This is a genomic window from Paenibacillus sp. FSL k6-2145, assembly GCF_037976585.1.
Lineage (GTDB): Bacteria > Bacillota > Bacilli > Paenibacillales > Paenibacillaceae > Paenibacillus.
The window spans coordinates 1107602-1130330 of record NZ_CP150267.1 but is presented as its reverse complement, the minus strand read 5'-3'; the positions used below and the strand labels follow the sequence as shown (position 1 = coordinate 1130330).

The window sequence follows — 22729 nt, the reverse complement described above, 5'->3', positions numbered from 1 at the left end:
GTTTGCCTCCCCGGCTGCACTATCCTTTTCATGTAAGGTGCATAATGCCACATGCAGAGGTGCATTTGGCATATAAGGGTATCCAAGTTACCTGAGGAGGGGTTAGTTCATGTATAGAAAAATGATGACGGCATTACTCGCAATAACGATGGTTGCTGTAACGGCATGCAGTTCGGGGGCCAAGGAAGAACCGGCCAAGGAAGCCGCTGCACCACTTGCTCTGCAAGACGGGAAATATGAACCGGCGGTACAGATGAGTTATTTGCGGGCCTGGAATGATGATACGAAATTCAAGAATGGGGAAACGGCACAGAACAATGTGCATACCAAATGGGCCAAGGAACGACTTGGCATCGATCTGACCACGCCGTGGGCTGTATCGGTGACCAATGATGCATTTTACACGAAATTACGCTTGTCGCTGTCTGCTAACGAAGAACTGCCGGATATCGTATCCATTCGGGGAGACTACAATCTGGTACGGGAATTAATTGAGTCCGGCAAGTTTGCGAATGCAGGCGAGCTGTTTGACAAGTATGCTTCGGACACATGGAAACAGGCATCTGAATCGGCGCCGGAGGAATGGTATCCGTACATGTATGAGGGCGAGCGTTATGGCATTCCAATCTTCGATTATGCCTACAACGGCGATTCGGTCATGTTCATTCGGGAAGACTGGCTGAAGAAATTGGGACTGGAAGAACCAAAAACCATGGATGAGCTGGTTATGGTCATGGATGCTTTTACAAATCAAGACCCGGATGGGAACGGCAAGAAAGATACGTATGGTCTCACTGTCGGCATGAAGAATGCGCTCAATACGTGGATGACGGAATCGGGCTGGATCTTCGGCATGTACAACACGATGCCTGGACAGTGGAATGATGCCGGAGACGGAACACTGCAATATGGCTCCATCCAGCCAGGTGTGAAGGAAGGCCTTGCAACGATGAAAGATTGGTTATCCAAAGGTTACCTGCCGAAAGAAGCAGGCGTCTATGACGAGATCAAGGCAGCAGAACTGTTCACCGCAGGTAAAGCTGGCATTATCGTAGGGCCGCACTGGATGCCAAACTGGCCGATTGATGATGTGAAGAAAAATGTGGATGGTGCCACGTATAAGGCCATTGCCTTACCTACAGGACCAACAGGCGAGAGCCATCAACATGGTTCTGGTGCAAGCAACGGGGTGGTGCTGATTAACAAAGACATGGCGAACCCGGAAATTTTCTTCACGTATCAAAATTATCTGTTCGACAACTTTGCCAATCCGGAAGTGGGCAGCGAGTTCGAACATGGCTTCGCGCAAGGATATGACTATGATATTGTGGACGGTGAAGTGGTTGGTGAAGCTGAAGTGAAGGATGGCGTATCACCACTCAAATATACAATTACGTATGATGGTGCCCGAATTCCGAATCTGATGATGGAGACGCTGGCGGAACTTGCGAAGGGCAAAGAGCCGGAGACTCCTTTTGAGAAAAATACGAAAATTGCCAACAAACCGGAAGTGTTTGTAGCCGCTGAGGTGGTCGTTGCGAATAAAGATAATGCCATCAAGAACAAGTTCACGGGAGCACCAACCGAGACGATGAAAATGAAGAAGGACGCGATCGACAAGCTGGAGAAGGATACGTTCAGCAAGATCATCTATGGTCAGGTGGGCATTGAGGAATTTGATGCGTTTGTGACGAAGTGGAAATCCATGGGCGGGGATGATATTACCGCCGAAGTGAACGAGTGGTATAAGACAGTCAATTAACAATCAAAGCAGGGTAGAACGGATGAATTCATCAGTCTACCCTGCTTTTTTTGTCTCGAATAACATTTATGGTCGTAGAGCCTCTGGAGTTATAACTATTAATCTATATCGTATAGATCGATTATGGCTCGCAGCGCACAAAAGTTACTTGTTTTCCTAGAATTACATTCTCAACCTTCCATCCGGCATTTAACCAAGATAATGCCTGTGTATGATTCATGGAATTATTCACCCACCATTGTTCGCGATTATACGCTGTAGGGGGTAACTTAAATCCGAGAATTTCCTCAAGCTCTGCATATGTAAGGGTGATTGAAACCTGATTCAAATAGTTTTCCAAGGGGAAGTATTTGCTGTAGCTCATTTATTCGAACCTCCTGAAAAGGAATACAATGATTATACAACGTCGGGATGATGATAGCGAGGGCAAGCCGAGAGCGTACATAGATATGAAAAAAAAGGAATCCGTAGATCTCTCTTACTAGCAAGCAACCGTGCGTAAGCCTTATTGTTCCGATTGTACTTGAGAGAGTAAAATAATAGGTAATATACGAACATCAATACGTATTTATAACATAGATGTCCCGGATTGATCCGGGATTCATAGAGGTTCAAGTGTGGTTGATGAATATCATAAGATGCATGGGGAGGCAGGAGATTAGATGAGTACACTTTATAACCAGGCGATGGAAGAGATGATCACGACGATCCATGAATGGTTTGATGAACAGGAAAAGCGGGATGATTTGGAAAGTGTTGTGAAGCGAACCACGCTGCAAATGGGTATTTTTAATGATATTGTACTGGATTACAAACCTGGACGGACCACGGTAGACAGCCTGGATCTGGGTTTGGATGATGATGTGAAATCAAAGCAGGCAGGAGCCTTTACCGAGGAACAGGTACGTAACGAGATTGGGCCTAAGCTTGTAGAGGTTGTTCAGGGAAGATTGGACAAGCTGGCAGATACTCCGTTGATTGACTACCGCTTCACCTTCCGCGGGAAATTTCCAACAACCGAAGGCAAGCTGCAACTGACTTTATTGGAATGGATAAACGATGAGAAAAGACATCTGCTCCTTGAGCGTATTCATACCTATGTAGACAAGAAGCTAGAACACGGTACATATCCAACGAAGCCATTGGAATCCTTCTTTTTGACGAGTCATCTGCTCGATCCAAAGCTGTTCCCGGAGTTGGATGTAGCATGGACCATCAGGCAGTATGACCGGATTCAAGAGTTGAATCAGGGTCGTCCGGAGGCACTTGCGGAACATCGTGGTGAGATCACTCGTGCAGTGACGGCATGGGCGGAGAATCAGTTTTTGCCACAGTATTATGATGTTCAGTCTTCGCCTTATCGTACCAATGAATACTCACTAAAACCAGGAGCAACGCTGGAGTCGAACGTTGAGACACAGGCAGTCCAACGTTTGGACGAGCATGAGAAGGCGCAAACATCCGGGACTCAACCAATCGATCTGCTGTTATACGCGGCGGTCATGATTCTGCGTTTTGAGCCGAGTTATAGCAAATCCAAAGGTGTGACTTTCTTGGAACTCGCGAAGCAACTCGGTAGCAAACGTGCAGCAAGCATGATGACAGAAGGTAGCGGAACGTATGCGAAGGACGATATTCATGTGAAAACGGAAGAAGTTGAATGCAAAGCAAATGATGTATTTGCTCTGATGACCATTCACATTCGCAAGGAAGAGCCGGGTGCCTATCAACAGGCACTTACCTTTATCACGCATTTATTGAAAAAGGGCTTTCCGAAAGGTTATAAGATCAAGCTCAAGTCCAGCGTAAAGCAGTATTTGCCGATCAAGGGACTCGCGAAGTCGGATACCCACCGATTCTTTGCCAATGCACTGGAGTACCCGGAGTTGCATCCACTCCTGGAAGAGTATGCGCGTGAGGCTATCCAGGAGTTCGAGTTTTATGAGGATACCGAGGGAGAGAAAAGCTGTATGCCAGGCAGTTATGCAACTTTTGGGCTGGGGCTTGTGGATGAGCGGTATTTCCCGCTGGTTGAATATTACATGGGTGAAGTGGATGATGAGCATCAGTTAATACAGGATAAGTTCATTGCGGCATTTGTGGAAAAACAGGGTGTAACGACTCAATCGATACCTGCGTTAATCACCAGTTTGCGTCGTTCGACGGACAGTCTGAAGCTGAAGATTCAGTCCGAGCTGGAGAATGAGGAGATACTCGAACTGTTGGTTAGGCAGATTCAAGAACTTGAGCATTATGAAGCGGAACGTGTACTCTATCCGATCTTTGGCAAGGTGGAGAAGCTCACAACGCTCGCTCGCAAAGCGGAGGGAAGACGGAAGGAATTATTGCTGGAACTGTTGCAAGCCGCAGGGAAATGAAGATGTACACAAGACAAATAAGATTGTGCTGTGCGAGCCAGTAAAGCATTTTAGAGAAGTGAAAGTGTATAAGGAAAGGTGGGGAGAGTTATGGAAACATTGAGACGAGACATGTGGCAGGCGTTGAACGCTCAGGACAAAGAGGCTTGGATGCGTAAGCTTGTTCGTCAGTTACCAGACGGTATGGTATATGAGGGTCTCGAGACATTTGAACGATTCGGTCAGCGGATGGAAACAGGTGTATTTAGGGAGGATGGGCTGAGATTTGTGTTTGTGCCTGGAGATCAAGTAACACTCGGCTGGGATCGTTGGCAGCATGGTATGAACGAAGAGACATCAGCCGACCTGCATGAAACGGTCAGTGAGTATGGTGTTGAGGACGTGGATTCGTTTCTGGCGAGTCAAATGTCACCTGTGAGAGAAGTTACTATTGCGCCGATGCTCGTGGAATGCGAACTGATCTCGCTTGGCTGGATTGAAGTGTCCGAGGAGGAAGCATTTGCACAGGAAAATCCTGATTTCCCGTCAGCCCTGGAGCAATTTAAGCAATCGGAAATACGTGAATATGAATTGCATCAACAATTTCGTCTGATTCGCCAAAGTGAGAATGGAGTCCGAATCCTGTGGTTCAACGAAGGAATCGAGTTGGAAGACGTCGTGAGGGAGGAAGCTGCGGCGGGTTTTGGTTTACTGACCGAAGACGAATGGGAGTATATCTATGGCGGCGGTTGTCGCACGTTATTTCCCTGGGGTGACAGCTTCGACTATACGATGAGATTGAAGCACTTTGGAAGTCTGGAAAACATGGATGAGATTGTGGAGGGATCGGCAGAGACGGCCTCTTCGCAGGTTGAAGAAAAGGATGATCGTCCTTATGATCTGGAACTGCCAAATTTCTTCGGGGTGCAATTTGCTGGGGATCCCTACAAATATGAGCTTACACTGGATTCGGGTGGAGACGTAATGCCCAAAGGAGGAGACGGCGGTAGCCTGATATGTGGTGGTACAGGGCCGCTGGTTGGTTTCTTGCCTGCTGCTACGGTCTATTATCGAGACGTTAATGCCAGTGAACTCGATTGGGAGGATTTGATGGATGCGATGGTCTATCGCAGGGTTGTTCGTTTGGCTGACCTGGCATTCTAGTCATGACGAAACGTATCTATCAAGGAAGAGTTATAATGGCGAACAATAAACGTTCAAATCCGTATGAGGATTCACCTTATGTCATCTATGCGGTAGATAGTATTCGGCTGAGTGCAGGCATACTTGTCCTGTTTTTTCTTAACGTATTTCTGCTTATTCCCGTGTTCAGTGTCCCGTTCCAATCGCTGTATGCGTATATTCTCGTGCCACCGCTAGCCTTTATGAATATATGGGCGATTGCCCTGATTGCTGCCCCACGCAGACTCCAACTGAATTATGTATTGTTCCGAGGCGTATTTGGCATCGTTTGTTCTGTGGGATTTATGGTGATTATACAGAAGTTTGCCTACGGGACACTTGGTCTGTCGACACCTTGGTACGCCATTGGATCATTTGTGGTATATAGTTTTGCTTTGTTCCAATACGTGAAGTTTCGTTTGCGTAAGCTGCAGCAGCCCCCTCAGCGTAAAAAAAGAGATAAAAGCACAGGTATGCCTGTTGCCACATTAACGATGATTACGGGCGGAGCATATCTTCTGGCCAATATTTCACTGGCCTTTGTTACACAGCAGACTGTGGCTGTTGTGCTAATGTGTGTGTACATTATGTTGGCTTTTGTCGTGTTTCATTTTATCATGGACTTGCATCGGTATTACTGGCTTCGCCAGGTCATGAATAAGTCAGAGAGTTAATTGCAGGATAGGGACAGACGAACAGGAAGAGGTCTTTGCAGCAGAGTTTGAGCATACAAAACACACATCAAATCAGCCCCAGCTCATAGAGGGGACCGAAATGATGTGTGTTTATTTTTGTTTATTTCACTTTTTGTACGGAGACCGCCATTTGCTCCAGTTGGGTGTGAGTCAATTGGTTATTTGGCGAGCTGAGTGTTACATAACGATCATCCAGCTTGAACGTGAGCATATCCGTTTGGTCTGGTGTGTACCATTTGGCTGATACGCCACTAGGCAGTTTTACCGTTTTGCCATCATAGCTGAAAGAGTAGTCTTTAGGGGATACCGTGACATTCATACGATTGAAAACAAAGTTTACACCATCACCGCCTGCACCTACGCTTTTGAACGTATCTCCAGCAACCATATGTTGTGGAGCATAGGCTGTGGTGAAACCGTCAAACTTCGCAAATGCCTTACGAATGTTATCCAATTGTTGTTTGCTATAATTCACATCTGCAAATGCAGTGATCCCTTGATCGTTGTTGCCAGTTGCCTTCTGAACAGAGACAGCGACTTGTTGCAACTGAGCTTGGCTCAGCTTATGATCCGGTGAGCTTAGGGTAACGTAGCGATCATCCAGTTGGAACGTGAGCATGCCCGTTTGATCTGGTGTATACCATTTGGCGACAACACCATTGGACAGTTTCACGTCTTTGCTTGTATAACCGTCCGAATAATCTCTTGGAGATACATCCACTTTCATATGGCTAAAAATAAAGCTAACACCATCGCCACCCGCACCTACACTTTTGAACGTGTCACCCGCGATCATCTGCTGAGGGGCATAAGCGGTCTCGAACCCATCGAATTGTGCAAAAGCCTTTTGAATGGCCTCTTTTTGTGCTGCACTATACGTTACATTTGTCAGAGCTGATGGATTGCTCGTAGCTTGGCCGATAATGACCTGTCCTTTTTTGCCGTCATAGGATACTGGTACATGCAGTGCATCGGCAAGCGCACGTACAGGCAGATAAGTGGAGTTGTTATAGGTAATTGGCGCAAGTTTGTTGCCATTGCCATCCGTTGGTGAGTAAGCCGCGCCATCAACATTAAAGCTGATTCCATGGTTAAGATATGCGGAGATTTTCTCCAGCTGCGTTCCGGCGAATACGCCCGTTGCTCCAGTTAATGTCATGCCCAGTACCATCATCGTTGCTACGGATTTCTTCATGTTTTTTTTCATCATATATCTCTCCTTCAAGTTGGGGTTTGGTTTGTTTAATGGGCTCGCTGTCCCTTATGGCTTTATATTAAACCCCGAACATATCCAGAATAATTCTGAATTATCTCCAACTTGTAAACATGTGTATATAGACAGGAGACTAGCATCTGTCTGTTGAATAGATTGCTTAGGATCAGGAATCGAGGTGAAGGCATGACAATTTTTGATTACGTGGCTGTTCATTATGATATTGGGAACATTGTAGGATTTAGTGCCATAGAACACGGTAATAGTTCTAAAGCGATGTTAATCGAGTCTACACAAGGTAAGTTCGTTTTACGTAAATTGAGGAACGAACAACAGGCGTGGATTGAGTATGAAATGGTTCAGGCATTGGCATCCGTAAACATTTCACCATCCATGGTACAGACAAAATACGAGATTCCGTATATTACATATAATAATGAGATTTATAATTTGCAGATCTACATAGAGGATTTGCTTCCCCGTTCCCAAAGCAACATTGACTTTGTTCGGTTAGGTCAGGTGATCGGTCTTTTTCATCGTATGACGAATCATCTTAAGGTTGCTGGTATGGAAGATCGTTTCGAGTTATCTCAATTATGGCGTGAGGTTTCTAATGTAGTGTTAGCCTCTTCATCTGAACAAATTCGTATGTTAGCGCAGCTTACAGAGGAGTGTCTGAAATTTCGCAAGACGAACCATTCAGTCATTCATGGGGATCTGGGCATGTGGAATTTGTTGTTTACAGAAGAGTCCATCTACATTATTGATTTCGGTGAAGTAAGAATGGACGATCATCATTTCGATCTGGCAGCTGTACTGGCTTCTACAATTCCCTCATTAACACATAGCCAAGAACTTGGAAAGATTATGGCTGACTTTGAAGATGGTTATGTGCAGGAGAATGCTGATTTTAACAGGAGGCAGCTTTACGAACAGTTACAAGTATGGATGTTACGCGGATTTTTGGCGGTAATCAGGGAGAGGGGAGGCGGCCCCTCAACCATTGGATATGTAAAACGAAACATGAAGCTGCTTGGCGTGTTTGAACGTATTCTTTGCCGAATCGAATAATTTCAGTTAAAAAGATAGAGGATTAGTCCGCCAAAACCAAGGACAATCGCACCAACGTATACATAGGAAAGTTTACGGAGGTTTTGCTTTGTGCGGCGGTCATATTCGGGGTTGCTGGTCTGATTGGCTTTGGAATTTCCGATGATCATGGTAGCAATACCTCCAAATAAGGCGATTCCCACAATTAAAACATAAGGCAACCAGGTCATGAATGGACCTCCTTCGCGAATAATATGATAATGTCTTTATTGTACTTCAAGTTAACCTTTGATGTAAGATTCATTTGAGAAAATAAGGGAAATGAAGTATTTGTCTTACAGTATGTATGTAGTCTTGGATCGGAAAGATCACTATAATTTTATTATTTTTTAATATTAAAAAACCTTGATACAACAGGCACTCGCAGCTTTCTTCACTGAAGGTTGCGATTTTTTTTTGCCCACAGAGTGATCCAGAATAGAGAACCCTGCGTTACACCCTATGAAGACAACGACGAGGAAAGAAATTATACACAAAACATAATCGAGGAGTGAACACGTAATGAAAATGAAAATGAAGAAGTTTATCGCACCTGTACTTAGCTTGACACTGTTGATGCCGGGGATCGCTGGAGCAGCTTCCGCACCACAGACACCAATGACAATGATGAAAGCATCCGTGAACACACCTGCGGCTGACCTGAGAGCGAACCTGGACCACCTGCTGTCCGAGCACTTTGCACTCGCAGTAACAGCAATGGCAAAAGCATATGACGGAGCAAAAGATGCAGATGCAGCTTACAAAGCACTCGACCAGAATGCACTGGATATGCAACCAGCCATCGCTTCCCTATACGGGGAGGCAGGTGCCAAAGAATTCGAACGCATCTTCCGTGCTCATAACAAATACACAGATGATCTGGTGAAAGCAACCAAAATGGGCAACCAGGCTGGAATCAAACAAGCACAAGCAAACATCAACGGTTTTGTGGATGAGTTCTCCACATTCCTGAGCACAGCTACCGAAGGCAAGTTGCCAAAAGCAGCAGCCAAACAGGCGCTGCAAGTACATGAAGATCTCGTGCAAAAAGTATTCGATGAGTATGTAGCTGGAGATTACGCTGATGCATACAAGGCTTACCGTGAAGGTTTCAAAGAAATGTTCGACGTAAGTAAGGCACTCTCCACAGCCATTACTACACAAATGCCTGAGAAATTCGAAAATACCAAAGCGGATACAAAAGCAGCCGATCTGAGATCTGCACTCAACCACTTGGCTTCCGAACACTTTGCGCTTTCGGCACTGCAAATGCAAGAGGAATTTGATGGACGTACAGCCGCTTCCAACGCACTGATTACAGCTGAAGCTGGAAACACAGCTGACTTCAAAGCAGCCATTGCTTCCGTTTACGGTAACGATGGTGCCAATGCTTTCGAGAAAATTTGGGTAACCAATCACGTTAATGCGCAAAGCGATTATGTAAAAGCGGTTAAAAACAACGATGCTGCGGCTCGTGCAGCAGTAGAGAAACGTATTGATGGATTTACAACAGAATTCGCTACATTCCTGGATTCGGCAACAGCTGGCAATCTGCCAAAAGCAGCAGGACAACAAGCACTGACAACGCATGAAAATCAAGTGCAAAACGTATTGAATCAATATGCAGCAGGGAACTATGATGCTTCTTACACAACAAATCGTGAAGGCTTCAAAGTGATGTTTGGTGTAGGTCAAGCCCTGGGTAACGCAATTGTGACTCAATTCAACGACAAATTCCAAGAGCCAGCAACACCTGCACCAGCGCCAGAAATGACAACGGTGTGGATGCAACTGAACAGCAAAATGCTGAAAATTAACGACAAAACAACCAACATGGACACCACACCAGTGCTTTGGAAAAACACCACATACATTCCACTGCGTTTCTTGAGTGAAGGTATTGGTGCAACGGTGAAATGGGACAAAAAAGCACAACAAGTAACGGTAATGGCTGGCGATGATACCCTTGAATTCTGGGTGAACAACAACGTTATGGAAGTGAATGGCGTGAAGAAAAACGTGGGTGCAACTGTATTTGTAAACAAAGATGGACGTACGCAAGTACCCCTGCGTTTCATTGCTGAACTTCTGAACTGGGACGTGAAATGGGCACAAAAAGATGGTTCCATTACACTGACGAAATCCATGTAATAGTAAAGTGAAATAAGATTAAACCAAAAAGAGCTGCCCCATACGGCAGCTCTTTTTGTTCATCATAAGTGGGTCATTGTGTTTCGATACATAATTTGATGAACGGGGTGACGTACCGTTTGATGTCCATTTTTCGTACCTTTACCAAGAGCGATCAGCATGACATCCAAGTATCTATCAGAAATATTCAAGCTGGCTTTTAATTGAGCGGAATCATAACCTGACATCGTGATGGTTTCGAAACCAGCCTCATTGGCGAGCAGAATGAATGACATGGATGCTAGGCTTACATCTCGGGTTAACTCCAACGTCAGCTCTTCATCCGATTTATTTGCATAGTATTGTATTGCCGCATTCGCCAGATAATCTCTGAGTGATGCATCAAAATAGCCCGATTGAAAGCCTTCTTCGTGAATGTTGATAATATTATCCGCTTCAAATGCTCGATAATCCCCTAACATGACGATCAAAGCGGAAGCATCCATCACCTGTTGTTGATTGTAAGCTATAGGTAGTAATGCGCTCCTTAAATCAGGGTCATCAATAATAAGATACCGGGTCGCTTGAATATTATTCCCATTGGGTGACTTGCTTGCAGAAGCAATGAGTGAAGTCAAAGTCTCTGGCTGTATCGTATAATTTGAATCAAAATGTCGAACGGAACGCCTTTGTTCCAAAACGGATTGTACACTCATGGGATCATCTCCATCGTTGTTATTTATGACTCCCTTGAATTATAGTAGGCATTAGCAAATGAGAAAATAACGCACAAAAAGGTGGGATAGCCACTTTAAAGTATCTATTGGGGAGGGACGGCACATTGGTTAAATATAATACCGGAATAAATATTTTCATGGATATCGCTGGCGGGAAATGGAAGTGTCTTATCCTTTTTTTTCTGAGTCAACAATCGGTTCGAACTAAGGAGTTCTATGAATTGATACCTGGAATTACACAAAAGGTCTTAACCGACCAATTGAAACAGTTGGAGAGTGATGGCCTCGTTCATAGGGAAATATTCAAGGAAGTCCCGCCAAAAGTAGAATATAGTTTAACTGATCTCGGACGATCCTTCGTTCCCGTCTTGAACACGATGTGCGACTGGGGCAATACGTACGCAAGGACCAAAGGTATGGATCAGGATGAACATATTCAATGTGACCATGAATGAACCCAAAAGTTCAAATATTTGGTATAATCATCGGGTAATGACCTACATAACAGCTGGAATAGCCGATGGAGTCTAGAATGAGGTATGATAATTTGGTATAAGCAAAATGAAAAGGGGGACAGAGGAATGAGTACATCATCAAAATCGGAGCGTCCAGCGAGAAATGTGGATACCCGGTTATTTGTTGCTTGGGCCGTTTCTGTTATTGCAACAGGGGGGAGTCTCTACTTTAGTGAGATCAAGGGATATATTCCATGTGATCTGTGCTGGTACCAGCGCATATTCATGTATCCACTAACCATCTTGCTGGGCATTGCCTACTTTAAGGATGACGTGGGCATCAACAAATACGTACTCCCACTTAGTTTTGTCGGTGGTGGTATTTCGTTATATCATGTAACGATCCAGCGTATTTTTTCGGCTACAGGTAATGCCGTAGCGTGTGGCAAGGTTCCATGTTATACCGACTATTTGAACTGGTTTGGTTTCATCACCATTCCACTCCTGGCACTGATTGCTTTTATTATCATCATCGTGATGCTGTGGGGTATCGGCAAAACACCAAAATCTTCTTGATAAGAAAGGACAGATGGTGATGAGCGGACAAGCTCGTTGGTTCATGCCCTTCATAGTTCTGGTCCTCCTGACAGTGGGATGCTCTTATGAGGAACAGTCACAATCGGGCGAGATGCCAGAGATGATCAAAGTGAAACTTGTCGTTCCAGAGAAGGCTTCTCTTCATAAACCAATACAGTTGCAGGTGAAGCTTACACAGGGAGATGCACCGTTAAGCCATGCCGACCATGTGCAATTTCAGGTCTGGAATGAGCTTGATGATCCGCCTTCTGTATCTCCGGAACAAGGTATGATGACAGCGGACGAACTGGAGAATCAGGGGGCTATTACTGCCAATGAGACAGAGGAAGGGCTGTATGAAATCCAGCATACCTTTGAAGAATCAGGCACGTATGTGGTACAGGTCCATGTTACGCACGGAGCTATGCATAGCATGCCCAGAGCAAGAGTTGTAGCGGAATGAAGCAGCGGGCGGATACCGAGGTTTGGTTCAGGGTTAGCAATAGGTTTATAATAATATCTGTATGAAGAATGTTGTAGGAAAAGAGGCTGTTATGGCAACTATTCATGATGTTGCACTCAGGGCAGGAGTTTCTGTAACTACCGTCTCGCGTGTATTAAACAACCGGGGATATATCAGTCAGAAGACTCGGGATAAAGTGTATCAAACCATGGACGAACTGAACTATCGACCCAACGAAATTGCCCGTTCTCTTCTGCGTAAACAATCCAATGTTATAGGCTTGATTATTCCCGACGTATCCCATCCGTTTTTTGGAGAACTGGCTAACTATGTTGAGTACCATGCATACCAGAATGGATTTAAAATTATGTTATGCAATTCCCACATGGACCCTTCCAAAGAGCGTGAATATGTGGAAATGCTCAAGGGTAATCGCGTGGATGGCATTATTATGGGAAGTCATACACTGGAAGTTGATGAGTATATGAATCTGCATTCCCCAATCGTGACCTTTGATCGTAAGATCGGTGAAGATATCCCGTTTATCTCATCTGATAACTATCAGGGAGGGGTTATGGCTGCTGAATTGCTGCTCTCGAAGAACAGACGGAATCTGGCACATATCTGCGGTAATTTGGAATTGCAAATGCTGTCCAATCGCCGGACGACAGGTTTCGTTGATACATTGCAGGCTCATGGAGTCAAGCCGGTCATGATTCATGAAACCGATCTGAATGTATTTGATCAGCATCAGTATACGGAATTGGTGGATAAGCTGCTTGCACAACACCCGGAGGTGGATGGGCTCTTTGTAACGAGTGACCTGATGGCGGTGCATGCGCTGAAGCAGATCGTGTTAGGTGGGCGCAAGGTACCCGACGATATCGCTATTGTTGGTTATGATGACAGTCGTGCGGCAGCGTATACGGTGCCTGGCATAACAACGATCAGGCAGCCGGTGGAGGACATGGCTAAGCTGGCGATTGATCTGATTCGGCGCCAGCTCGCGGAAGAGAAGATCGGAATGGAGCATATTTTGCCGGTTACCATCGTGGAGAGAGAGACGACCTGATACAGGTCGTTTTTTCCTATTCGTCCTTTTGCCACGAAAAAATCAAGGCGCGATATTTTTTTTGAAATGGTATGTCAAACGATTGACATGTCAAACCTTTGACATTATAATTCGACTTGTAAGCGTTTCCTTTTAAACTATTGATCGGGGGCCATAACAAGATGAAAAGAGAACAGAGATGGATGATGAAATTATCGGTATTGTCTTTGATTATGATGCTTGTATTGTCGGCATGTGGAAGTAAAGCAGCGACGGAGTCCAACTCCTCCTCGGAGGGGAGCAGCAGTGAGAGTGTCAAAATCACGATGCTCAATTCCAAATCGGAAATTAACAATCAGCTTGAGCAAGCGGCTAAAGACTTCCATGCCGAAAATCCAAATATCACACTCGAAATTGTACCTGTAGGCAGTGGACAGTCTCCGTTTGAAAAAGCGTCTGCTTTGTATGCCTCCGGCAGCCCTACAACGATGATGATGCTGGACACAGGGGATGTCGAGAAATTCAAGGATCGTGTTCTGGATCTCACATCCGAGTCTTGGATGAAGGATGCTGTGGAGAACAGCACAGCGGCTACAACGTTTGATGGCAAAAATTATGCCTTCCCGTTCTCTATTGAAGGATATGGATTCATCTATAACCAGAATGTATTGGATCAGGCAGTAGGTGGGACATTCGATCCAAAGTCTGTACAGACCACCGCACAGCTTGATGAGCTGTTCCAAAAGATTGCTGCTACTGGAAAATCACCTTTGATTGTATCTCCGATGGATTGGTCGCTTGGTGCGCATTATCTGGGGCTTGCATATGGTGGGCAGTCGGCGGACCGTGCGAAGGTGGATCAATTCATTACTGATCTGAAGGCTGGTCAAGTGGACCTTGCTTCCAACGCCGTGTTTAATGGCTTGTTAGATACATTTGATCTGATGAAAACCTACAATATTGACAAGGCTTCTCCATTGTCCGGAACTTATGAGCGTGGACCTGAGGTGCTTGGCAAGGGTGAGGTTGGCATCTGGTTCCAGGGCAACTGGGCATGGCCACAAATTTCAAGCTTTGATACAGCAGATGGAAATTATGGCTTCCTCCCAGTACCTGTGAGCAATAATCCGGATGATTTCGGTAATACGCAAATCTCTGCTGCTGTATCCAAACGAATATTGCTGGATAAGGAAAAGAGCACACCAGCGCAGCAGGAAGCGGCGAAGAAATTTTTGGATTGGATTGTTTATAACGAAAAAGGTCAGGATTTCCTGGTGAATCAAGCCAGTATTATTCCGGCATTCAGCAACATTACACTGGAGCCAACCGATCCGCTTGGCAAATCCATTAGTGAATACATCAAGGCAGGCAAAATCGAGGAATCAATGAGCACACTTCCTGCGGATCACTGGTCCAAACTGGGTGCATCCATGCAGAAATACTTGGCTGACGTCATTGACCGTGCCGGGCTTGCCAGCGAAATTCAGGCATACTGGAGCAACGTGAAATAAAGGAATTAATCTTAGCCCTGCGCAGCACATAGAGAGAGACTTGCGGTAGCCGGAGATGATGAATGTACAGCTTCCACATGAGGTCTGTTCAACTTGTTTCCGGCATAACCGTTAGGCTAATCATTTGGATAGAGTGGAGGTTGACAATGCTGACCGAAAAAGGATTATGGACACGTCTGCGCACCCGCCTGATCTTTACTGGCCCGACATTATTTGCGTTTGCTACAGTGATGATTATTCCATTTTTGTATGGTATTTATTTGACGTTTACGAACTGGGATGGCATTGCCATCGATCAAAGCTTTGTTGGCTGGGATAATTATATCAGTGTGTTCAAGGACACCGTGTTCTGGAAATCATTCGGGATGACGCTGGAGTACGTATTTATTACCGTTGTGCTGACCAATGCGGTTGCCTTCCTGCTCGCTTACGCTGTAACTCGGGGAATGAAGGCACAGGGCTGGTTTCGGGCCGGATTTTTCCTGCCGAATCTGGTGGGCGGAATCGTGCTTGGTTTCATCTGGCAGTTTATTTTTAATCAGGTACTCGTTTTTACAGGACAAAAAATGAACCTTACTCTGTTTTCCACCTCCTGGCTGGCTGACCCGGATAAAGCATTCTGGGCACTCATTGTGGTGACCGTTTGGCAATATGCCGGCTATATGATGGTTATCTACATTGCAGGACTGATGAATGTGCCGAAGGATGTTATGGAGGCAGCCAGCATTGATGGGGCAAGTAGTCGCAAAATGTTGGCGCGCATTGTATTGCCACTGATGGTTCCTTCGTTTATTGTATGCATCTTTTTGTCACTGCAACGGGGATTCATGGTGTATGATCTGAACGTCTCCCTGACCAGTGGCGGGCCCTTCAAGAGCACAGAGATGGTATCCATGCATGTTTATGAGCAGGCATTTCTTGCTCGTGACTACGGATTGGGTCAGGCAGAAGCCTTTGTTCTGTTTATCCTTGTAGCCGCCATTACATTGCTCCAGGTCTATTTCAGCAAAAAACTGGAGGTCGAGGCATGATGGCTGGACAATCACGCATTCTCAACTGGATGAAGTTTATTGCATTAATCGTTGTGATGATTTTGTTTGTATTTCCTTTTGTACTTCTGATCGTCAATTCGTTCAAGGCTAACCAGGCAATTACCTCCGATCCGCTGGGCTTGCCAAGCTCCTTTCAATTTGATAATTACGTCAATGCGTTTGACAAAATGGGATATGTATCCGCCTTCAGCAATTCGTTGCTCATTACAGTTGCAGGTGTATTACTGATTGCTCTTTTTGCGGCGATGACAGCCCATTACTTTGTTCGTCACAAAAGCAAGGTGAATCAGTATCTCTTTTTCCTGATGGTAGCTGCGATGATTATTCCGTTTCAGGCCATTATGATTCCGCTGGTTAAAATATACGGCTCGCTCAGCCTGCTGGATAACAAGTGGTCGCTGATCTACATGTATATTGGCTTTGGCAGTCCGCTTGCCGTATTTATCTACCATGGCTTTATCAAAAGTATTCCCCTGGAGCTTGAAGAAGCGGCTCTAATGGATGGCTGTGGCAGAGTGCAAACCTTTTTTCGCATCGTACTGCCGGTGTTACTGCCAACAACCGTAACCATTAGCGTGCTGAATGTATTGTGGATATGGAATGATTTTCTGCTGCCTTCCCTGGTGCTGACTTCATCCGAGCAGCGTACGCTGCCGCTGTCCACGTTTTATTTTTATGGGACATATACCGTGGATTACGGCCCATTGATGGCTGGTCTGGTGTTGACCCTGCTGCCTGTACTGATCGTTTATCTGTTTGCGCAGAAGTACATTATTCAGGGGGTCATGCAAGGGGCTATCAAATAAGTTTAGTTGGGTGATATAGAGAGAGACAGGAGTGAAGGACATATGAATCAGGAACGATACGAGAAACAGGAAATAGATACAAGGCAAGAGACAGACCTTGGACTGACGAGTTCTTCGGCTCAAACGAAGGAGAGTTATACACTCGCCCGGGCCAACGCATATATCAAGGAGCATCGACATCAGGTTGATCCAACCTATCGAATGGCCTATCATTTGATGCCAGAGGTGGGCTGGATGAATGACCCCAACGGCTTCATATACTTCGGTGGGATGTATCATATGTTCTATCAGCATTATCCCTACGAACCGGTATGGGGGCCGATGCACTGGGGCCATGCGGTGAGCCGTGATTTGGTTACGTGGTCTTATCTGCCTGTTGCCCTTGCACCTGATCAGAGCTACGACAGTGGAGGTTGTTTCTCCGGAAGTGCAATCGTGCAGGATGGCAAGTTGGTGCTGATGTACACGGGGCATGTCGTGACTGGACCCGACAAGGATAACGATTACTTGCAGACACAGAATATCGCTGTCTCGGACAATGGAATTGATTTTGTCAAAAGCGCGATGAATCCGGTTATTCGGCTGGATCAAATCCCAGCGCATACCAGTCCCAAGGACTTCCGTGATCCAAAAGTGTTTGAACGAAACGGTGTGTACTATTGCGTCCTTGGCTCGAATGATGCTGCGGGCAAAGGTGTCATTCTGTTATACCGTTCAACGGACTTGCTGGATTGGAGTTATGTTAACATTATGGCCCAGAGTGACGGGACGCTTGGTGACAATTGGGAATGTCCCGATCTGTTCACACTGGATGGCCGAGATGTGCTGATCATGTCTCCGCAGCGCATGCCTGCTCAGGGAGATAACTATCGCAACTTGCATTCGACCGTTTATATGATGGGAACGCTGGATGAAGACCAAGGTGTGCTGAAGTACGAGCAGTACGTTCCGCTGGATTGTGGCTTCGACTTTTACGCGCCCCAGACGATGGAGGATGCACAGGGACGACGAATCATGGTGGCCTGGATGGATACGTGGGAAACGGAAATCCCGACACAACAGTCTCATGCCTGGGCTGGAGCGATGACGTTGCCGAGACAACTAATTCGCAGGGGACAACGATTGATATTCCAGCCGCTTCCCGAACTTATACAGTACAGGTCGGAAGGAAACGAGCAGTATGGTATACATTTAAATGGTGATGAACATGATTTTGATCTTGGAATCAGCGGAGACCGTTATGAACTGTATGCTGTATTTGAAGCGGAACAGGCACGACACTTCGGGTTGAAGCTGCGCACGGGTGAGGATGAAGAAACCGTGATTTCTTATGATGTAGAGCAGCGTCGTTTATGTTTAAATCGCGAGCAGGCCGGACAAGGGCCGGGCGGAGAACGAGCTGCGACAGTGGAACTGCTTGAAGGGAAACTGGAACTTCATATTTTTATGGATGTCAGCTCCGTTGAGGTGTTCATTCAGCAGGGAGAGCAGGTAATGACAGGGCGAATATATCCTGGGCCGAACTCAACAGGTATTAAGGCTTTCTCGTCCGGAACGTGTACGTTGACCGAACTTTGCAAATGGGATATACGAATTCCTCGATAAAATGTTTTCTATAATACAGCCTTGACCTTGAAGTATACTTCAAGGTTTATTCTTGATTCATCAAGGAATATTGGAGGCTGAATGATGAAATTAATGGAATGGATATTGGTACTTGTAACGATTGCCGCAGCGGTGTGTATACCCATGTATTCGAAGCGTCGGAAGCTCGTGGCAGGCATGTTTGCTGCCATGATATTGGCAGTGGCACTTCACGGCATACTGGATTCGTTTCGCGTGATGCTGCTGCCAACGTATCTTGTTGCAGGCATAATCTTCATCGTATTAATCATTAAGTTAGTGAAAGGGTATCGTAACAGAGTCACTGGGCAATTTGCAGAGAAGCAGAAATCGAAATGGCGTTCGTGGCTTCAACTCACGCTGGTTGGGATGCTGGCTCTGGTCTCTGGCGCCGGATCAGGACTGCTCACTTGGTATTTTCCAGATTTTACAATGCCTGAGCCTACGGGGAAGTTTGCTATCGGTACGTTTTCGCAACAATTGGTGGATGAAACCCGTGAAGAGACGTTTTCTCCCGAAAGCGGGGACAAACGGGAACTGATGATTAACGTGTGGTATCCGGTAAACCCGGAGGATGCGAAGGGAGTATCTCCTGAGTCTTACCCGTCTGAACTCGGAGAAGCAATTAGTCTGGTATTTGGCATCCCGCCTAAGGTGTTCAGCTACCTCGATACCATTCCGACACATGTGGTTAAAGGCGCAGCCATGTCAGACGCAAGCCGTTTTTATCCGGTGGTGCTGTTCTCTCCCGGTGTCCGTTCTGCCCGTTTCCAGAGCATGACTGCTGTCGAGGAACTGGTCAGCCATGGCTATATTGTTGTAGGTATGGATCATCCTTATACCTCAGCTCGCGTTACCTTCCCCGATGGGCGTAAAGTGTCTTATGAAGCCGGGCCTGAATTTGCAACGTCAGAAGAACTGTATCAATATAATGTGGAGGGGGTAGGTATTCGTGCAGCAGATGCACGTTTTGTACTCGACACGCTTGAACAGTGGAACCTGAATGATCCCAATCAGGTGCTGGAGGGCAGGCTTGACCTGAATCATACAGGCATGATGGGGCATTCTTATGGCGGGGCTACAACAGCCGAAGCACTCGCACAGGATGAACGTTTACGTGCAGGACTCAGTCTGGAAGGCGGATTCTGGGGATCGGTATCCACGACAGCCCTGAAACAGCCGTTTATGTATATCATGTCTGGCGAAACGGCTAAAAGCTTCGATCCGAATGCTTCAGCCAAAGATAACGTGTTCTACCCTGAGTTTGAGCCTGATCTGGATCGAGTAATGACGAGTAGTCTTAATGATACCTATTATCTGATGGTGGAGAATTTCTTCCATCAGAGCTTTACGGATATTTCATTAATCTCACCGAAACTATTTGCCAGAGGCATGACGCCAGAACATAATGTGGATATAACAAGATCCTATGCGCTGGCATTCTTTGACCGTTATCTGAAAGGGGAAGAGCAGCCATTGCTGCAAGGATCTTCAGCACAATTTCCCGAGGCCACCTATGATGCCACATATACCAAGATACGCAACGAACAAACACAATAAATCCGCAGAAGGGTGGAGGCGTAGGCATGGAAACCATGACAAGAGGAACGTTGGCTAAGCGTACTGGTGTGAGTATGGCAACCCTCCGTTATTACGAAGATAGTGGAATTCTGCCTGCTCCCCGTCGTTCCTCCAACGGATATCGGGTGTATACCGAGGATTATCTGGTCAAAATTAAGTTCATTAAGGATGCCCAGTTGCTGGGTTACTCCTTAAAGGACATACAAGAGACCCTGCAACTGCTCAGCCAGGAAGACATGGAAAAGGATACGTTAAAAACCATTGTTCGCGAACGCATCGCTGACATTCAGAATCATATTGATCACCTGGAACAGATGCAGATTCATCTGGCACGACTGTTGCATACACCGGAGGACGATATCGACAATTATATTCAATCGTTCAGGGTGCAAAAGAAAGAGCCGTAATCGCGGCTCTTTTCCTGTTTAGGAGAAAACAGGCGTGGGATATTGAGCAGGGAATCGGAGATTTAAAACGAATACATAGTGTAGTTTGCCAATACATAATGATGGTTAACGTGATTTCAATAATGAACTCACACCACAAAAGGAGTAACATTTTCTATGAGGGATTTACAAGGTTTTGTATCCGATTACATTAAGGGCAAGAAACATCTGCATCTTGAGATTGGCGTTATTACAAAGGAAGATATCGAATATCATTCATTAGGCAATCCCAAAAAGAAGAGCGCGGCTGCTCCTGAACACAGATTGTTTGAAATCGGCTCTGTAACCAAACTTTTTACATCGATCCTTCTGTTAGAATTGGAACGTGAACAGCAGCTTTCCACGGATGACACAGTTGGCAAGTACATACACAACGGTAAAAACGATTATTTGAATAAGGTTACCTTAAAAAGTCTTGCGACGCATACCTCTGGATTACCCGGAGTTGCCACAAACCTGTCCTCGAAGAAAAACCGATACAATCCGTATTCAAATTATACGGAGGATGATTTACTTGCTTTTTTATCGGATGCTGACTTTACGGATCAGATGGGTTCATTTGAGTATTCCAATACCGGCGTAGGCTTACTGGGTTATATCCTATGTAAAGTATCAGGAAGTACATATGACGATCTGCTGAAAAAATATATCACAGGTCCATTAAACATGACGGAGACAGCTGTTATGCTGAATGCAGACCAGAACGGCAGATTTGTGGATGGACATACGTCAACGGGGAAAAAGATGCCTCACTGGGATACTGGTGTACATGAAGGGGCAGGAGCGATCAAGTCATCTCTTCACGATATGTGTTTATTTGTACAGGCCAATCTGAATGAAGATCATCCGCCAGCCTCTGCAATACAACAAAGTCACATGCCTGTGATGATTGGAGATTCAACCCATCATTACGCCTGGTTTAGTGATCATATCTCAGATCAGAATATTCTCTGGCATAACGGTGGCACATTTGGTTTCTCCAGTTATTTGGCTATAAATAAGGAACAGAGTATAGGCGTTGTACTATTGTCCAATTATTGTTTTGGATCAGCCTCTATTGTGGATGAGTATCTGGATGCAATATTCAAGTTTATAACTAAAAAAGACCTTTATCCACTCATGCCGCTAGACCCTGTGGGTAATAAAATACTGGAAGTCATGATGCAGAGATAAAAAAACACCACGAACAGAGAGCACCCGAGGATGTACTTCGGGCGTTCTCTGTTCGTGGTTTCTTTTCGTTCTATTTTAATGGTCTTGATCATGACATACCCGCTTCACGCAGAAAATGGTGCACAATCTTCGTCTGATACTTGATACGGGTTGAGCGTTTCAGACTCCAACAGGTCTCCACCGTGACGGAACGGGCTTGTAATAGTCTTGAAGCCGCTGTACGGGCAGATCCAGGCAATTCATGCTGCTTGAGGTTAAAATGACGATCACGAATGGCAATCGACCGATTCATCCGTTCGATAACTCTTCTGCAAGCTGGAATCGTCCGACTGCCGGGATTGGTGATCAACGTCTGTCCAAGTACTCGTGAACTCAGTTGAGACAGGCCGTTGGCTTCATGCAGATCGAGCCACCAGTCGGCCCGATGTTCACGCGCCAGCTGAAAAACTGCCGCAGCGAGCGGATGTTTGGCCTTGCCTGACATACGGCGTGGAAACGTACGATTCAGATCTGGCTTGCCTCTGATTTTCTTTGCGTAGGCTTGCTGGTTCACGCGTGGCACGATAATTAACAGCCCTCGCTGAATGGCGTGACGACCTGTCGCAATATCATCTGCGAGTTTTTGCGCAGCGGCCATACTCGCCGTTTCATTCCCGTGAACCCCGGATGTAATGAACATCACGGGTCCCGGCATCATGCCACGTACGATGAAGTAGGGAGTAGCGTGTACGCTGGATGCTAGAAGGACATGTTTGGTCACAAGCATGACGCTTCACCTCCGTTATTACAGTACGCCATGTCCCTCTTTCATGTAACGGCGTAAGAAC

At 45.8% G+C, this 22729-nt stretch carries 22 protein-coding genes; 17 read left to right on the top strand and 5 right to left on the bottom strand.

What is annotated here, in order from left to right:
- Positions 1-109: 109 nt before the first annotated feature.
- Positions 110-1762: an extracellular solute-binding protein gene (locus tag NZ043_RS05120; RefSeq protein ID WP_289390421.1), complete on the top strand. Its 1653-nt coding sequence runs from the start codon at positions 110-112 to the stop codon at positions 1760-1762.
- A 121-nt stretch (positions 1763-1883) separates the two neighbouring features.
- On the opposite strand, the gene NZ043_RS05115 is transcribed toward NZ043_RS05120, so the two are convergent.
- On the bottom strand, positions 1884-2126 hold the full coding sequence (locus NZ043_RS05115; RefSeq protein ID WP_339310890.1) for a hypothetical protein: 243 nt from the start codon (positions 2124-2126) through the stop codon (positions 1884-1886).
- Between the two features lie 298 nt (positions 2127-2424).
- Here NZ043_RS05115 and NZ043_RS05110 point away from each other — a divergent pair, with 298 nt between their 5' ends.
- The 3 genes from NZ043_RS05110 to NZ043_RS05100 all read left to right on the top strand — a co-directional run bounded on the left by NZ043_RS05110 (position 2425) and on the right by NZ043_RS05100 (position 5975).
- The gene (locus NZ043_RS05110; protein ID WP_339310888.1) at positions 2425-4140 is read left to right on the top strand and encodes a DUF6138 family protein; all 1716 of its coding nucleotides are present in this window, start codon (positions 2425-2427) and stop codon (positions 4138-4140) included.
- 90 nt (positions 4141-4230) lie between these two features.
- On the top strand, positions 4231-5283 hold the full coding sequence (locus NZ043_RS05105) for a hypothetical protein (RefSeq protein ID WP_339310886.1): 1053 nt from the start codon (positions 4231-4233) through the stop codon (positions 5281-5283).
- A 35-nt stretch (positions 5284-5318) separates the two neighbouring features.
- Positions 5319-5975, top strand: coding sequence for a hypothetical protein (locus NZ043_RS05100; protein WP_339310884.1), 657 nt, complete (start codon positions 5319-5321; stop codon positions 5973-5975).
- 121 nt (positions 5976-6096) lie between these two features.
- Here the strand turns inward: NZ043_RS05100 and NZ043_RS05095 are convergent, their stop codons facing one another.
- Positions 6097-7206: a stalk domain-containing protein gene (locus NZ043_RS05095; protein ID WP_249913215.1), complete on the bottom strand. Its 1110-nt coding sequence runs from the start codon at positions 7204-7206 to the stop codon at positions 6097-6099.
- 189 nt (positions 7207-7395) lie between these two features.
- Between NZ043_RS05095 and NZ043_RS05090 the strand changes: the two genes are divergently transcribed.
- On the top strand, positions 7396-8280 hold the full coding sequence (locus NZ043_RS05090) for a phosphotransferase (protein WP_339310880.1): 885 nt from the start codon (positions 7396-7398) through the stop codon (positions 8278-8280).
- Between the two features lie 2 nt (positions 8281-8282).
- Here NZ043_RS05090 and NZ043_RS05085 read toward each other — a convergent pair whose 3' ends face one another.
- Positions 8283-8489 carry a hypothetical protein gene (locus NZ043_RS05085; protein ID WP_339310878.1) on the bottom strand — a complete coding sequence of 69 codons (207 nt, stop codon included), beginning with the start codon at positions 8487-8489 and terminating at the stop codon, positions 8283-8285.
- 331 nt (positions 8490-8820) lie between these two features.
- Between NZ043_RS05085 and NZ043_RS05080 the strand changes: the two genes are divergently transcribed.
- Positions 8821-10449: a copper amine oxidase N-terminal domain-containing protein gene (locus NZ043_RS05080; protein ID WP_339310876.1), complete on the top strand. Its 1629-nt coding sequence runs from the start codon at positions 8821-8823 to the stop codon at positions 10447-10449.
- 62 nt (positions 10450-10511) lie between these two features.
- On the opposite strand, the gene NZ043_RS05075 is transcribed toward NZ043_RS05080, so the two are convergent.
- Positions 10512-11144, bottom strand: a complete 633-nt coding sequence (locus NZ043_RS05075) for a nitroreductase family protein (protein WP_339310874.1) — start codon at positions 11142-11144, stop codon at positions 10512-10514.
- Between the two features lie 125 nt (positions 11145-11269).
- Here NZ043_RS05075 and NZ043_RS05070 point away from each other — a divergent pair, with 125 nt between their 5' ends.
- The 11 genes from NZ043_RS05070 (at position 11270) to NZ043_RS05020 (ending at position 21902) form a co-directional block, all read left to right on the top strand.
- Positions 11270-11620: a winged helix-turn-helix transcriptional regulator gene (locus tag NZ043_RS05070; protein WP_339310871.1), complete on the top strand. Its 351-nt coding sequence runs from the start codon at positions 11270-11272 to the stop codon at positions 11618-11620.
- A 126-nt stretch (positions 11621-11746) separates the two neighbouring features.
- The gene (locus NZ043_RS05065) at positions 11747-12196 is read left to right on the top strand and encodes a disulfide oxidoreductase (protein ID WP_339310869.1); all 450 of its coding nucleotides are present in this window, start codon (positions 11747-11749) and stop codon (positions 12194-12196) included.
- 19 nt (positions 12197-12215) lie between these two features.
- Positions 12216-12659, top strand: a complete 444-nt coding sequence (locus tag NZ043_RS05060; protein ID WP_339310867.1) for a FixH family protein — start codon at positions 12216-12218, stop codon at positions 12657-12659.
- A gap of 91 nt (positions 12660-12750) precedes the next feature.
- Positions 12751-13731 carry a LacI family DNA-binding transcriptional regulator gene (locus NZ043_RS05055; RefSeq protein WP_339310865.1) on the top strand — a complete coding sequence of 327 codons (981 nt, stop codon included), beginning with the start codon at positions 12751-12753 and terminating at the stop codon, positions 13729-13731.
- Between the two features lie 161 nt (positions 13732-13892).
- Complete coding sequence (locus NZ043_RS05050; protein WP_339310863.1) at positions 13893-15221, top strand: ABC transporter substrate-binding protein; 1329 nt, start codon at positions 13893-13895, stop codon at positions 15219-15221.
- Positions 15222-15367: 146 nt separating this feature from the next.
- Entirely contained in the window at positions 15368-16252 is an 885-nt protein-coding gene (locus NZ043_RS05045; protein ID WP_133387189.1) for a sugar ABC transporter permease, read from the top strand.
- Positions 16252-17079 (top strand): carbohydrate ABC transporter permease, encoded by an 828-nt coding sequence (locus NZ043_RS05040; protein ID WP_133387188.1) that lies wholly within the window; start codon positions 16252-16254, stop codon positions 17077-17079. Before NZ043_RS05045 ends, NZ043_RS05040 begins: the two co-directional genes overlap by 1 nt.
- Before the next feature lie 42 nt (positions 17080-17121).
- Positions 17122-18684 (top strand): glycoside hydrolase family 32 protein, encoded by a 1563-nt coding sequence (locus NZ043_RS05035; RefSeq protein ID WP_339310860.1) that lies wholly within the window; start codon positions 17122-17124, stop codon positions 18682-18684.
- A gap of 81 nt (positions 18685-18765) precedes the next feature.
- Positions 18766-20262, top strand: coding sequence for a lipase (locus NZ043_RS05030; RefSeq protein ID WP_339310858.1), 1497 nt, complete (start codon positions 18766-18768; stop codon positions 20260-20262).
- Between the two features lie 26 nt (positions 20263-20288).
- Positions 20289-20690 (top strand): MerR family transcriptional regulator, encoded by a 402-nt coding sequence (locus NZ043_RS05025; protein WP_339310856.1) that lies wholly within the window; start codon positions 20289-20291, stop codon positions 20688-20690.
- Positions 20691-20846: 156 nt separating this feature from the next.
- A complete protein-coding gene (locus tag NZ043_RS05020) occupies positions 20847-21902 on the top strand; it encodes a serine hydrolase domain-containing protein (RefSeq protein WP_249913211.1) in 1056 nt (351 codons plus the stop codon).
- An 88-nt stretch (positions 21903-21990) separates the two neighbouring features.
- Here the strand turns inward: NZ043_RS05020 and NZ043_RS05015 are convergent, their stop codons facing one another.
- A complete protein-coding gene (locus NZ043_RS05015) occupies positions 21991-22668 on the bottom strand; it encodes a succinylglutamate desuccinylase/aspartoacylase family protein (protein ID WP_133387184.1) in 678 nt (225 codons plus the stop codon).
- Positions 22669-22729 lie beyond the last annotated feature (61 nt).

Excerpts from the sequence above, each read along its gene's own strand:
- NZ043_RS05120 (WP_289390421.1), top strand. The coding sequence starts at position 110 with ATGTATAGAAAAATGATGACGGCATTACTCGCAATAACGATGGTTGCT.
- NZ043_RS05115 (WP_339310890.1), bottom strand. The coding sequence starts at position 2,126 with ATGAGCTACAGCAAATACTTCCCCTTGGAAAACTATTTGAATCAGGTT.
- NZ043_RS05110 (WP_339310888.1), top strand. The coding sequence starts at position 2,425 with ATGAGTACACTTTATAACCAGGCGATGGAAGAGATGATCACGACGATC.
- NZ043_RS05105 (WP_339310886.1), top strand. The coding sequence starts at position 4,231 with ATGGAAACATTGAGACGAGACATGTGGCAGGCGTTGAACGCTCAGGAC.
- NZ043_RS05100 (WP_339310884.1), top strand. The coding sequence starts at position 5,319 with ATGGCGAACAATAAACGTTCAAATCCGTATGAGGATTCACCTTATGTC.
- NZ043_RS05095 (WP_249913215.1), bottom strand. The coding sequence starts at position 7,206 with ATGATGAAAAAAAACATGAAGAAATCCGTAGCAACGATGATGGTACTG.
- NZ043_RS05090 (WP_339310880.1), top strand. The coding sequence starts at position 7,396 with ATGACAATTTTTGATTACGTGGCTGTTCATTATGATATTGGGAACATT.
- NZ043_RS05085 (WP_339310878.1), bottom strand. The coding sequence starts at position 8,489 with ATGACCTGGTTGCCTTATGTTTTAATTGTGGGAATCGCCTTATTTGGA.
- NZ043_RS05080 (WP_339310876.1), top strand. The coding sequence starts at position 8,821 with ATGAAAATGAAAATGAAGAAGTTTATCGCACCTGTACTTAGCTTGACA.
- NZ043_RS05075 (WP_339310874.1), bottom strand. The coding sequence starts at position 11,144 with ATGAGTGTACAATCCGTTTTGGAACAAAGGCGTTCCGTTCGACATTTT.
- NZ043_RS05065 (WP_339310869.1), top strand. The coding sequence starts at position 11,747 with ATGAGTACATCATCAAAATCGGAGCGTCCAGCGAGAAATGTGGATACC.
- NZ043_RS05060 (WP_339310867.1), top strand. The coding sequence starts at position 12,216 with ATGAGCGGACAAGCTCGTTGGTTCATGCCCTTCATAGTTCTGGTCCTC.
- NZ043_RS05055 (WP_339310865.1), top strand. The coding sequence starts at position 12,751 with ATGGCAACTATTCATGATGTTGCACTCAGGGCAGGAGTTTCTGTAACT.
- NZ043_RS05050 (WP_339310863.1), top strand. The coding sequence starts at position 13,893 with ATGAAAAGAGAACAGAGATGGATGATGAAATTATCGGTATTGTCTTTG.
- NZ043_RS05045 (WP_133387189.1), top strand. The coding sequence starts at position 15,368 with ATGCTGACCGAAAAAGGATTATGGACACGTCTGCGCACCCGCCTGATC.
- NZ043_RS05040 (WP_133387188.1), top strand. The coding sequence starts at position 16,252 with ATGGCTGGACAATCACGCATTCTCAACTGGATGAAGTTTATTGCATTA.
- NZ043_RS05035 (WP_339310860.1), top strand. The coding sequence starts at position 17,122 with ATGAATCAGGAACGATACGAGAAACAGGAAATAGATACAAGGCAAGAG.
- NZ043_RS05030 (WP_339310858.1), top strand. The coding sequence starts at position 18,766 with ATGATGAAATTAATGGAATGGATATTGGTACTTGTAACGATTGCCGCA.
- NZ043_RS05025 (WP_339310856.1), top strand. The coding sequence starts at position 20,289 with ATGGAAACCATGACAAGAGGAACGTTGGCTAAGCGTACTGGTGTGAGT.
- NZ043_RS05020 (WP_249913211.1), top strand. The coding sequence starts at position 20,847 with ATGAGGGATTTACAAGGTTTTGTATCCGATTACATTAAGGGCAAGAAA.
- NZ043_RS05015 (WP_133387184.1), bottom strand. The coding sequence starts at position 22,668 with ATGCTTGTGACCAAACATGTCCTTCTAGCATCCAGCGTACACGCTACT.